Genomic DNA, 12,560 nt, shown 5'->3' on the forward strand with positions numbered 1-12,560 from the left:
TACATTTATAAGACTATAAATTTTACAAAAACTTGATACACTCTGTGTGTAATAAATAAATCAAACAAATAACTTTTAAGGAGTTTTGAAAAAATGAAAAAGAAATTATTATCTGTCATTACAGTAGGCGTATTATTTACATTAGTGGGCTGTGGTGGTAGTGGTTCAACTAATAGTAGCAGTGGGTCAAGTGGTTCTGAAAAAGCAAAATCTACTGAAAAAGTAGATATTACATCTGTTGGATCAACAGCTTTACAACCATTAGTAGAAAAAGTGGCAGAAATTTATATGACTGATAATCCGAACTATACTATTACAGTTCAAGGTGGTGGTAGTGGAACAGGGTTAACGCAAGTATCAACAGGTGCTGTTGATATTGGAAACTCAGATGTTTACGCCGAAGAAAAAGATGGAATTGATGCGTCGAAAATCGAAGACCATAAAGTAGCAGTTGTAGGAGTGGCTCCTGTTGTTAATCAAGAAGTAGGTGTTAAAAACCTTACTTCTGAGCAGTTAAAAGATATTTTCACTGGTAAAGTAACCAACTGGAAAGAAGTAGGTGGAAAAGATCAGAAAATTGAATTAATTAATCGTGCATCAGGAAGCGGAACTCGTGCAACTTTTGAAAAATGGGGAATTGGAGGTGCAAAAGCGGCTAAAGGACAGGAACAAGATTCATCTGGTACTGTCAGAAAAATCGTTTCTGAAACGCCAGGAGCTATTAGTTACTTAGCCTTTTCTTATATTGATGATAGTATTATCGGCCTTTCTATTGATAATGTGGAACCAAAAGATAAAAATGTATTAGATAATTCTTGGAAAATTTGGGCATATGAGCATATGTATACAAAAAAAGATGCAAATGCTAATGTTACAGCTTTTCTTGATTATATAAAATCTGATGATGTACAAAAAAATGTAGTGAACAAGTTAGGCTATATTGCTATTTCTGATATGAAGGTTGAACGTGACTTAGATGGAACTATTAAATAATTGACTCCACGCTCATTGTTATTCTGTGTTCATCTATTTATATTAACTTGTGGTATAATGGAACAAACTAAACAGGATAGGGAAGGGACATTTAGCTATTATGAAGCGAATTTTAGTAGTTGATGATGAGCAATCTATTACAACACTCTTAAAATATAATCTAGAAAAAGAAAACTTTGAAGTTGATGTTGTACATGATGGTGAAGCTGCTATTGATTACGCTATGTCTAATCAATACAGTTTCATTATTTTGGACTTAATGTTACCTAAAATTAACGGATTTGATGTCACAAAAAAATTGCGTAAAGAGAAAATTAGTACACCAATTATTATGTTGACAGCAAAAGATGAAACGATTGATAAAATCGTTGGTCTGGAGATAGGAGCAGATGATTATGTGACTAAACCATTTAGTCCACGAGAACTCATTGCAAGACTTAGGGCAGTGGAGAGGCGTTTGGATATTCAAACAACAGATGAAACTGAAGGTAGTGTTGGAAGTAATCATTTAAATGTAGGTAATATCACAGCTTATCCAAATGATTACAAAGTATTTAAAAGAGGAATGGAAATCTCTCTGACGAAAAAAGAGTTTGAATTACTTATTTATTTTATGAAACGACAAAATCGTATCATCGGACGTGATGAATTAATGTTATCAATTTGGAAAGACGATATGTATCATTTATCTCGAACAGTTGATATTCATGTTAGTCATTTAAGAGAAAAAATAGAAGACGATACAAAAAATCCTAGATATATAAAAACAGTCAGAGGGTTTGGTTATAAATTTCAGGAGCCAGAGGAATGAAAAAGTTACAAAAAATAGTTAATCCTGTTTGGATTGTTGTGATAATCATTATATTAGTATTAATAGGTGGGTATTATACCACCTATTTTTTTAAGAAAGATGTTATTGATCAACAAACAAAACAATTATCAAAGGAAATTGATTTGCTAATACCTTTTGTTGTACAAGACAATGGATTAGTATTGGATGAAGAAAAACTTGATAGAAGTGTTGGAGAACATGAACGATTAACCGTTTTAGATGAATCAGGCATGATTTTATATGATTCATCTAAAGAGTCATTGGCAAAAGGTTCTAGAAAAAATCGACCGGAAGTTAAACAGGTATTAGAAGAAGGGAAAACTGAGGGAGTTTCTATTAGGGACAGTCAAACAGTTGATGAGAAGTTAATTTATGTTGCTAAATTAGTGTACCAAAATAATCAGTTAATAGGGGTTATTCGTCTGTCAGAAACATATCAAGGTATTTCACAATATGTTGAGAATTTTCAGCGAATTGTGATAACAATCATGGCATTATTATTTGTCGCAATCTTTATTATGGGATATTACATTCATCGTCAGTCAAAAAAACCAATTCAATTTATGCTACCAATTTTAAGACAAGCAATTCAAAACCCTGAGAAAAAACAAAAGGTTATAGATGCGCCTGGAGAATGGCGTGAACTCTATCAAACGGTGTATAAATTAATGGAAGAAACGAATTTACTTTATTATAAGCAGTTAAAGAATGAGGAGACACTTCAATTTTTATTTGAGAACTTAGATATCGGTATTTTTATATTGAATGATCGTCTAGAATTGACATTAGCTAATCAGACGATAGAAGAAATATTCCGTAAAAAATGGACGATTACCCCGTATGATGAATGGTTTACTGAGCCAACATTAAATGTGTTAATTAAACAAGCTGTTGAAACAAAAGAAGCAGTTCAAGGGGAAATTCGTATAGAAAAACCAAGAACGCAAGATTTAAAAATTGTTATTCGACAATTATCAATAGACAATAATGAATACGTTGGGATTATTTATGATGTTACGGAAGTCCGACAAATTGAACAAGTACATGAGGATTTTATTAGTAATATATCACATGAGTTAAAAACGCCAACGACATCTATTATTGGTTTTTCTGAAACCTTATTAGCAGGAGCAAAAGATGATCCAGAGGCTAGTAAAGAATTTTTAACGATTATTGAGCGTGAAGCACAACGGTTGATGAGTTTAATTCAAACAATCTTAATGTTATTAAAAACAGAAAAAGATATTTATATGATGGATTCTTTTGTTGTTCATCCTAATCTAGTGATAGAGGATGAAATTGATCGTTATCGATACAAAGCTTTTGATAAAGATATATCTGTTACTTTTGAAAGTGCAGTAGGAGAAGATTTAGTTATTCCTAATGATTCATTTCAAATAATTGTTAAAAATTTGTTAGAAAATGCTATTGAATACTCTGAAGAGCATGGTAAAATATTTATTTATTTAACACAACAGAATAATGAGGTAACGTTAAAAGTTGAAGACACTGGTATTGGTATTTCTGAAGAAGATCAAAAATGGATATTTGAGAGGTTTTATCGTGTGAGTCATTCAAGACAGAGAAATAATGGAGGCTCTGGGTTAGGGTTGTCACTTGTTAAACATTATGCAGAAATACTTGGTGGACGGGTTAAATTAGTAAGTGAATTAGGAGAAGGAACCACTGTTATTGTTAAAATAAATTTAGATATTCTGTCTTCAAACTATGAGAATAAACAATTAAAAGAGTAGCTAATCGCGAGCTATTCTTTTTTTGTTTTGTCGTTGACAAATGTAGACGATGAAGTTATAGTAAATTTATCAATGAAGGAAGAGGTGTGACTGAATGATTCAAAAAGAGAAGTCTTTTTCTATTACGCAAGCAGAGTTTGAGATAATGAAAGTTATTTGGGCAAATGATGTTGTAACGAGTCGGCAAGTGTTGGAGATATTGAGTGATAAAATGGATTGGAGTATGTCAACAGTTAAGACGTTACTGGCTAGATTAGTTGATAAGCATTTTTTATCAACAGAAAAACAAGGAAAACAGTTTATCTATCAAGCACTCGTGGATGAAGAGATAGCTGTAAATTATATATTAGTAGATGGTTTGAATAAAATCTGTCAAAAAAAGAAGGGGCAAGCTTTGTATCAATTGATTGAAAAAGAAGAATTTTCTCAAAATGATATCGATCAGTTAATCTATTTATTAAAAGAAAAAAAGATAAATGCTCCGAAAATAGTTGACTGTAATTGTACTGTCGGTCAATGTAATTGTCATAAGTGAGGTGGAAATATGGAAAAAAGAGTGATTTTACCAGTAGAAGGAATGAGTTGTGCATCTTGTTCTAGTACGGTTGAAAAAGTTGTGTCAAAATTAAGTGGGGTTGAAAAGGCCACTGTTAATTTAGCGACAGAAAAATTAGATGTGACTTATGACACAACTATGTTGACTGAAGAAGATATTACAAAAGCGGTAAGTGATGCTGGATATGAGGTGAGGGAACAGCTTATTACTGAGCAATTTAATATAGAAGGAATGAGTTGTGCTTCCTGCTCTAGTACGGTTGAAAAAGTTGTCGGAAGATTAGATGGTGTTAAAAAAGTATCCGTTAATTTGGCGACAGAAGAAATGAGTGTATCATACAATTCTGATGTTGTGACGAAATCAGCTATTACTCAATCAGTAGGGGATGCTGGATATAAAGCGATTGACAAACAGATAAACACCGAAGAAGAAATGACGAAAGAAGAGAATAAAGAAAAACATATCGAAGTTATGTGGAAACGATTTGTTTATTCAGCTATTTTTACAGTTCCATTATTGTATGTATCAATGGGACATATGATAGGTTTACCTTTGCCATCAGTCATTAATCCAATGCATTTTCCACAAAATTTTGCTCTTACTCAATTTATATTGACTATCCCAGTGATAGCAATAGGATGGCCATTTTTTACAGTCGGATTTAAAGCACTTGTCAAAAGACATCCTAATATGGATTCTTTAGTGGCATTAGGAACGAGCGCGGCAACTATTTATAGTTTGTATGGAACCATTCAAGTATTTATGGGAGACAAAAGTTTTGCTATGAATCTTTATTATGAATCAGCTGCGACTATTTTAACTTTGATTACTCTTGGAAAATATTTTGAAGCAGTATCTAAAGGAAAAACTTCAGAAGCCATTAAAACGTTGATTAATTTGGCACCAAAGACAGCATCAGTTATTCGAAATGATGCGGAAATCAGTATTCCAGTTGAAGAAGTTGTTTTAGGAGATGTATTAATTGTTCGTCCTGGTGAGAAAATACCGGTTGATGGAGAAATTATTTCAGGCAATAGTGCGATTGATGAATCAATGATTACAGGTGAAAGTATTCCAGTTGAGAAAAAAACTGGGGATAGTGTTGTAAGTGCTAGTTTAAACAAAACAGGAAGTTTTAAATTTAGAGCGACTAAAGTTGGACAAGATACCACATTATCACAAATTATCAAACTAGTTGAAGAAGCACAGGGATCTAAAGCACCTATCGCTCAATTAGCTGATAAAGTTTCAGGCGTCTTTGTTCCGATTGTCATTGGACTAGCAATTATTTCAGGTTTGTTGTGGTATTTTTTAGGACAGGAATCCTGGATATTTGCTTTAACCATTACGATTTCCGTTTTAGTTATTGCATGTCCATGTGCATTGGGATTAGCAACGCCAACAGCTATTATGGTTGGAACAGGTAAGGGTGCCGAAAATGGTATCTTGATAAAAAGTGGTGAAGCATTAGAAACAGCTCATCAGCTTGATACGATTGTGTTTGATAAGACAGGGACAATCACACAAGGCAAACCGATTGTGACAGATGTATTAGTATTTAATCAATTAAGTCAAGAGGAGTTGCTCATTCTTGTGGCCTCAGCAGAAACTCATTCAGAACATCCTTTGGGAGTAGCAATTGTTGAAAAAGCCAAAGAACAATATTTAGAGTTTATAACAATTGATGATTTTTTAGCAGTACCAGGCAAAGGAATAAAGGTAAGTGTTAATAATCAGATTTATTATATTGGAAACAAACGATTGATGTTAGCACAATCCATTTCATTAGACGAAAAAAATGACATTGTTAATGAGTTAGCGACACAAGGGAAAACCCCTATGTATGTAGCGAATGAGCAACATATTATTGGGATTATTGCTGTAGCGGATCCAATAAAAGAAAGCAGTATTAAGGCTGTGAGCACATTAAAAAAATTGGGAAAACAAGTCGTTATGTTAACAGGGGATAATGAATTGACAGCCCATGCGATAGCAAAACAAGTGGGAATTGATACTGTTATTAGTGAGGTGTTGCCTGAAGATAAAGCGAAACAAATTGAAAATCTACAACAAAAAGGCAGGAAAGTTGGAATGGTAGGTGATGGTATTAATGATGCACCCGCTCTAGCACAAGCTGATATAGGGTTAGCCATTGGTAATGGAACAGACGTTGCCATTGAATCTGCAGATATTGTTTTAATGAATGAGGATTTAAAAACTGTTGCAACAGCGATAGAATTATCTGATGCAACCATGAGAAATATTAAAGAAAATCTATTTTGGGCATTTGGCTATAATATATTAGGTATTCCAGTAGCTATGGGAATTTTACATATTTTTGGTGGTCCATTACTTAATCCGATGATTGCTGGAGCAGCAATGAGTTTTAGCTCTGTATCCGTATTATTAAATGCTCTACGTTTAAAACGATTTAAAACGATTTAAAACTAAGCAAAAATAAAAAGAAGGAACGCAAAATTATTTTAACTTTGCGTTCCTTCTTTTTTTAATCTTTATTTTAGTATGATTCTAGAGGCTATTTTTTAGTACCAACCGTTGTTCATCCAAAATGCTTGAGCATTTTCCCATGAACCATAACGACCAGCAACATATTCATCTGCAACTTTTTCTTGATTTGCTGGAGAATAGTCACCGTTTAAGTAACTTGGGTCTAATTGATAACGTCCAATATGGTAACCGTTTGTTGCGTTATAGTCTCCACCAGATTCTTTTTGAGCAATCCATTCTTTTGCGCTAGATGTTGTAGCAGAAGTAGATGTAGATGCTTCTTGTTGAACTTCTTGTTGAACTTCTTGTTGTTCTTGTACTGGTTGGCTTGTTTCTTTAGTTGTTTCAGCAGGAGCAACTGTTGCTCTCCCATCTGTTTTAATTGTTAACTCTTGACCTGGGTGAATCAAGTTAATGTTACTGATATTATTATCTTTAGCAATTTGGTCAATATTATTGTTTGAACCAAAGAATTCAGTCGAAATTGATGAAAGTGTGTCTCCAGGTTTTACTGTATATACAGAATCTGCAAGTACTGTTGTACTGAATAATAAGCCTAAGGCAAAGGTACTACCAAATATAATTGTTTTTAGTGATTTCATAAAATTAAAAATCTCCTTTAAATGTTTGTTTTTATTTCGTTGTTATCCAACGACAAGATATACTTTACCATTGAATAATATTTCTTAGGTGAAAGAATGTGTTTAATTTGGTAACAAAATAAAGCAAAATATTACAAAAGTTGATACATAGAAATATTTTGATGTTCGTTATTAGCTAAATAAATTAGTTATGATTCCAATAGATTTATTTAACTAATTGTTTGTTAAAAGTTTTATAACATAAAGATAATCATATTTATAAGCATAATGTATGTGTATAGTTTATGAAATATATTTTATTATTAGATTAATTAATAAAAGGAATTATATTACATATGTTACTAATGAAAAAGAAGATGTTACATTAATGACTTTTAAAAAAACCATCGAAAAAATAAAAAAATAGGAAAAATCCTTTTTTTTCTACAAAATCTTTTGTAAAACCGGTTTTTTTTGAATATACTGTAAGTAATAGATATTTAAGGAGGATTGTTTATTATGTTAGTGGATTCTAATTTACCAGTAGAACGTGATAAATTACAAAATAGATTTGCTAGATTAGTAAAAGAAGACAGTGATATTATTGGTGCTTACTACAGTGGTTCAATAGGAGATAAAACAGAAGATTATTATTCAGATATTAATGCTCGAATTATTTTAAAACCAGGAATATTATTAGAAGAAAAACAACGTGATATTATTAGTGCGATTGGTGATTTTTTATTTGTTGAATTATTTGATTATAATCATTCGATTATTCATTATGCAACATTTATCAAGTTAGATTTAATGGTTTATACTTTAGAAATGTTAGAGCCAAGTATTGAATATAAATACATTGAAATTATAAAAGATGATGGCACATTAACTGATTTACATCATTTATCTCAATCAATGAATTATGTTGTGACACAAGAAGTATTTGATGTTGTCTTAAATCAGTATTATGCTGATTATTTTAATTTATATCGTGCATGGAGAAGAAATGAAAGAAATCATATTGAGTCAATCATATTATCAATTAAACAACATTTAGTTTCAATGTGGTATTTATCAAAAGGAGCAAAACCGAATGAATCAGATGATTGGAGACAGTATGAAGGAGATAAATCTCATTTATCACATTTAGAAAAAGAGTTCCTACTATCTTATACACCATTTGACATCGAAGAATTAGAAAGCTTTACAAGAGAAATTTCAATTTTAATGTTAGAAGCAAGTGAAAAAATAGCTGTATATGATGGACTACATTTTTCTAGACCTAACTTTATGAAAGTTCACGATCGTATTTCTTTTTCTGAAGAAGTGTAAAAAATAACCCTTAACTCATACTAGATGACTTAAGGGTTATTTTTATTTGATATAATAGTAGAAAATTTAATCCATTGCTGCTTGTGCTAATAAATTTAAATAGTTCCACGGACGATCAAAATGAGGTTGGAAGAAGAAGTCTGATAATGCTAAATCTTCAACTGTCATCTCATTTTGAACGGCTAAAGACAATGTGTTAGCTGACTGAGTGATATCATATTTAGACATTAATTGACCACCTAATATACGCTTAGTATCTTTATCAAATACCAGTTGCATCATAACTTTTTCTGTTGTAGGCATGAATTCTGGACGGTAGTTATCTTCTAAATATGCCATATCAGCATTAATCCCTTGAGTCAAAGCATTTTCTATTGTTAAACCAGTAGACCCAATTTTCCAACCAAATAAATACAAACCTGATGTTCCTTGAGTGCCTCGATAAGCTAGGGTTGGTTTTTTAATGTTTTTTCCAACTAATAAACCTTGTCTCACAGCGTTTGTTGCTAAAGGAATATAGTTATCTGACTGTGTTGGGTTATAGTGAACAATTGCACTATCACCTGCAGCAAAAATATCTGGCTGACTTGTTTGCATATACTCGTTCACTTTAATTGCACCATTAGGTAGTTTATCCACTTGATCACCTAATAATTCTGTCGAAGGTTTAAATCCAACACAAAGAATCACCATGTCTGCATCAAAAGATTTAGAAGCCGTATGTACTTTTTTCACATTAGATTGCTCATCAGACTCAAAGCGTGCAACATTTTCTCCTAATGCCAGTGTGACCCCTTGACTAAGTAATTCTTGTTCTAGTTTATCTGTAAAAGGTTTATCTAAATATTTATTTAAAATACGCTCCAGCCCATCTATCAAGGTGACTTCTTTACCTGATTCGACAAACGCTTCAACTAGTTCAATACCTATATATCCACCACCCACAACAACGATTTTTTTGGCATCTTTAGCAGAGTCGATGATTTTATTTGCTTGATTATAATTTTTACATAATAAAATATTATTGGCTTTAATTCCTGGAATAGGAGGGACAATAGGCCATGATCCTGTCGTCATTACTAATTTATCATATGACGTAATGCTTGTTTCATTTGTTTTCAAGTTGACAGCTGTCACTTGTTTAAGTTCAGTATCGATGGATGTCACATTATGCTCCATGTTTACTGTAGCACCTAGAGAAGCTAGCTCCTCAGGATTTGAGTAGAATAAGTCTTGCGCATTTTTGACAACGCCACCAACATAGAGTGCGATTCCACATGATAGGAACGACACATTATCGTTTCTTTCATAGACAATCACTTCTGCTTCTGGTGATTCTTTTAAAATACTTTTTACTGCTGATGTCCCTGCATGAGTACATCCTATAACAACAACTTTCATTGTATCCATCCTTATATGTATGATTTATCACAAATATATCTATATGTGACATGTGCAAAATATAACAGAAAGTAAAATCAATGTATAACATTATGCTTGTGAATGACAAAGTATAAAAAGGGGTGTTAATAAAATTTCATGCTCATTAAATATCAAGTGTTTTGTTTTATATAGAGTTAGTTATGTAACATGAATGAACAGGTATTAAAAAAGATGTCTATTCTCTTTTTTTATAAAAAATTCACAATATTATATGATATATCAAATATTTTTTTTAATGTTTTACTTTATAAAAGATATATCTTATTTTATAATGGATAGTAAAGATAATGAGATAAGGAGTGGGTATCATGTTAAAATTTCCAGCTAATTTTTTATGGGGATCAGCAGCATCAGCACCTCAAACAGAAGGGCATTCATTAGGTAATGGAAAAAGTGCGACAACGTGGGATAAATGGTTTGAGTTAAATCCTGAGAAATTTCATGCAAATGAAGGACCAGAAAACACGTCTAATGTGTATGAGGAATACATTAATGATATTAAACGAATGAAAGAGATTGGATTAAATTCTTATCGTACCTCTATTTCATGGGCAAGATTGCTACCGGATGGGAAAAAGATTAATCAAGAAGCTGTGATGTTTTATCGAGATTACTTTCAAAAAATGTTAGATGAAGGGATTCATCCAATCGTTAATTTGTTTCATTTTGATATGCCTTGGTGGCTAATGGAAAAAGGTGGTTGGGAGACAAGGGAATCAGTCGAAGCATTTCATTTTTATGCTAAAACAGCCTTTGAGTTATTTGGTGATTTGGTGAGTGATTGGGTAACATTCAATGAACCACTCGTTCATATTGAATGTGGGTATTTATATGGTTATCATTACCCAGCTATTGTTGATTTTAAAAAAGCGATTCAGGTTGGCTTTCATACACTGATGGCACATGTTTATGCAGTTAAAGCATTTCGTGATACTCAAAATAATGGAAGAATTGGTATTGTATTAAACGTGACACCTACATATGCTAAAAGTGATAGAAAACAAGATCAAGAAGCAAAAAGAAAAGCAGATTTATTAATAATAAAAAGTTTTTTAGATCCATGTGTATTAGGAATTATTCCAGCTGAATTAAGTGAATTATTATTAGAAAATGATTTAACTCCAGATAGTTTACCAGATGATAAAAAAGTTATTTCTCGTAACCTTGTTGATTTTATTGGGATAAATTATTATCAACCAATGAGAGTTCAAGCACCTAGAGAAATTCGACACCCAGCGATTTTCCCAACAAATTTTTATGAGTCGTACGATTGGCCTGAGAAGAGGGTTAACCCTTATCGTGGATGGGAAATTTATCCAGAAGCGATGTATGATGTGGCTATAATGATGAAAGACGATTATGGCAATATTCCTTGGTATGTATCAGAAAATGGGATGGGAGTCGCAGATGAAGAGCGTTTCATGGATGAATCTGGTATGATAATAGATGATTATCGAATTGAGTTTATGAAAGAGCATTTAGAATACCTACATCGAGGAATTGAAGAAGGTAGCAATTGTTTTGGTTATCATACATGGACATTTGTAGATTGTTGGTCATGGCTAAATGGTTATAAAAATCGTTATGGTTTTTATCGTATTGATTTAGAAAACAATTATAAACGTTCATTGAAGAAAAGTGGGCTATGGTTTAAAGAATTATCAAAAAGTAATGGATTTTGAGGTGATGACATGACAAATTTAGCCGTATTTGATATAGGAGGTACAGCTGTAAAATGTGGATTATGGGAAAATGATCAATTATCTTACCAATCTAAATTTATAACATCTAAAACATTGGATGATTTAGTAATAAATATGAAAAAAGTAATAAATCACTATCCTGTTGATATAGAAGGAATTGCCATTAGTGCACCTGGTGCTGTAAATGCCAGTACAAGAAAGATTGAAGGGATTAGCGCAGTGAAATACCTGCATAATTGTTCTATTTTTGATATTTTTGAGAAGGCATTTCGTCTACCTGTTAGAATTGAAAACGATGCAAATTGTGCAGGAATCGCAGAAATGAGTTTAGGCGTAGGAAAAGATATAGAAAATGCTTTATTTGTTGTTTTGGGAACAGGTGTAGGTGGAGCTGTATTTATCAATGGCTCGTTGTATAAAGGATCCCATTTATTTGGTGGAGAATTCGGATTGATGAAAAATCATACTAATCAGATATTAAGTGAAACAGGAACAATAGTCCGAGTAGCAGAAGCTTACTATAAAAAAACTGGTGAAAAAGTGGATGGAAAACAATTATTTGAATTAGCAAAGAAGAAAGACTCATTAGTCTTAGCATTATTAGACACTATGTATGAAAATATTGCACAAATACTTTATGATTTACAGGTTGCACTTGATCCAGAAATGATTATTATTGGCGGTGGTATTTCTGAACGTAAAGAAGTAATTGATGAACTTGAAAAACGATTGTATCATAATCTAGCAAGTGTTCATTTACCAAATATTATGCCGCAAATAGCAGCATGTCAATTTAGAAATGATGCCAATTTAATTGGCGCTGCGACAAATTATCTAAATACTATATAAAAAAACCAC

General features: G+C 32.2%; 10 protein-coding genes. 8 read left to right on the forward strand and 2 right to left on the reverse strand.

The features are described from left to right. The first annotated feature begins 93 nt into the window (after positions 1 to 93). The 5 genes from G314FT_RS05630 to G314FT_RS05650 all read left to right on the forward strand — a co-directional run bounded on the left by G314FT_RS05630 (position 94) and on the right by G314FT_RS05650 (position 6,580). The gene (locus tag G314FT_RS05630; protein ID WP_257699350.1) at positions 94 to 993 is read left to right on the forward strand and encodes a phosphate ABC transporter substrate-binding protein PstS family protein; all 900 of its coding nucleotides are present in this window, start codon (positions 94 to 96) and stop codon (positions 991 to 993) included. A 100-nt stretch (positions 994 to 1,093) separates the two neighbouring features. Further along, positions 1,094 to 1,804 (forward strand): response regulator transcription factor, encoded by a 711-nt coding sequence (locus G314FT_RS05635; RefSeq protein WP_257699352.1) that lies wholly within the window; start codon positions 1,094 to 1,096, stop codon positions 1,802 to 1,804. Further along, positions 1,801 to 3,579 (forward strand): sensor histidine kinase, encoded by a 1,779-nt coding sequence (locus tag G314FT_RS05640; protein ID WP_257699353.1) that lies wholly within the window; start codon positions 1,801 to 1,803, stop codon positions 3,577 to 3,579. The genes G314FT_RS05635 and G314FT_RS05640 overlap by 4 nt, the downstream gene beginning before the upstream one ends. 94 nt (positions 3,580 to 3,673) lie before the next feature. Beyond that, on the forward strand, positions 3,674 to 4,114 hold the full coding sequence (locus G314FT_RS05645) for a CopY/TcrY family copper transport repressor (RefSeq protein WP_257699355.1): 441 nt from the start codon (positions 3,674 to 3,676) through the stop codon (positions 4,112 to 4,114). Between the two features lie 9 nt (positions 4,115 to 4,123). After that, the gene (locus G314FT_RS05650; RefSeq protein ID WP_257699357.1) at positions 4,124 to 6,580 is read left to right on the forward strand and encodes a heavy metal translocating P-type ATPase; all 2,457 of its coding nucleotides are present in this window, start codon (positions 4,124 to 4,126) and stop codon (positions 6,578 to 6,580) included. Between the two features lie 98 nt (positions 6,581 to 6,678). On the opposite strand, the gene apf is transcribed toward G314FT_RS05650, so the two are convergent. Further along, positions 6,679 to 7,245, reverse strand: a complete 567-nt coding sequence (gene apf, locus G314FT_RS05655) for an aggregation-promoting factor (RefSeq protein WP_257699358.1) — start codon at positions 7,243 to 7,245, stop codon at positions 6,679 to 6,681. A gap of 498 nt (positions 7,246 to 7,743) precedes the next feature. Between apf and G314FT_RS05660 the strand changes: the two genes are divergently transcribed. Further along, complete coding sequence (locus G314FT_RS05660; RefSeq protein ID WP_257699360.1) at positions 7,744 to 8,556, forward strand: hypothetical protein; 813 nt, start codon at positions 7,744 to 7,746, stop codon at positions 8,554 to 8,556. 66 nt (positions 8,557 to 8,622) lie between these two features. Here the strand turns inward: G314FT_RS05660 and G314FT_RS05665 are convergent, their stop codons facing one another. Continuing rightward, positions 8,623 to 9,957, reverse strand: coding sequence for an FAD-dependent oxidoreductase (locus G314FT_RS05665; protein ID WP_257699362.1), 1,335 nt, complete (start codon positions 9,955 to 9,957; stop codon positions 8,623 to 8,625). 350 nt (positions 9,958 to 10,307) lie between these two features. Between G314FT_RS05665 and G314FT_RS05670 the strand changes: the two genes are divergently transcribed. Further along, positions 10,308 to 11,681 (forward strand): glycoside hydrolase family 1 protein, encoded by a 1,374-nt coding sequence (locus G314FT_RS05670; RefSeq protein WP_257699363.1) that lies wholly within the window; start codon positions 10,308 to 10,310, stop codon positions 11,679 to 11,681. Between the two features lie 9 nt (positions 11,682 to 11,690). After that, the gene (locus G314FT_RS05675; RefSeq protein ID WP_257699364.1) at positions 11,691 to 12,551 is read left to right on the forward strand and encodes an ROK family protein; all 861 of its coding nucleotides are present in this window, start codon (positions 11,691 to 11,693) and stop codon (positions 12,549 to 12,551) included. Positions 12,552 to 12,560 lie beyond the last annotated feature (9 nt).

Source organism: Vagococcus luciliae (genome assembly GCF_024637875.1).
Classification (GTDB): domain Bacteria; phylum Bacillota; class Bacilli; order Lactobacillales; family Vagococcaceae; genus Vagococcus; species Vagococcus luciliae.

Excerpts from the sequence above, each read along its gene's own strand:
- G314FT_RS05645 (WP_257699355.1), top strand. The coding sequence starts at position 3,674 with ATGATTCAAAAAGAGAAGTCTTTTTCTATTACGCAAGCAGAGTTTGAG.
- G314FT_RS05660 (WP_257699360.1), top strand. The coding sequence starts at position 7,744 with ATGTTAGTGGATTCTAATTTACCAGTAGAACGTGATAAATTACAAAAT.
- G314FT_RS05650 (WP_257699357.1), top strand. The coding sequence starts at position 4,124 with ATGGAAAAAAGAGTGATTTTACCAGTAGAAGGAATGAGTTGTGCATCT.
- G314FT_RS05670 (WP_257699363.1), top strand. The coding sequence starts at position 10,308 with ATGTTAAAATTTCCAGCTAATTTTTTATGGGGATCAGCAGCATCAGCA.
- G314FT_RS05640 (WP_257699353.1), top strand. The coding sequence starts at position 1,801 with ATGAAAAAGTTACAAAAAATAGTTAATCCTGTTTGGATTGTTGTGATA.
- G314FT_RS05665 (WP_257699362.1), bottom strand. The coding sequence starts at position 9,957 with ATGAAAGTTGTTGTTATAGGATGTACTCATGCAGGGACATCAGCAGTA.
- G314FT_RS05630 (WP_257699350.1), top strand. The coding sequence starts at position 94 with ATGAAAAAGAAATTATTATCTGTCATTACAGTAGGCGTATTATTTACA.
- G314FT_RS05635 (WP_257699352.1), top strand. The coding sequence starts at position 1,094 with ATGAAGCGAATTTTAGTAGTTGATGATGAGCAATCTATTACAACACTC.
- apf (WP_257699358.1), bottom strand. The coding sequence starts at position 7,245 with ATGAAATCACTAAAAACAATTATATTTGGTAGTACCTTTGCCTTAGGC.
- G314FT_RS05675 (WP_257699364.1), top strand. The coding sequence starts at position 11,691 with ATGACAAATTTAGCCGTATTTGATATAGGAGGTACAGCTGTAAAATGT.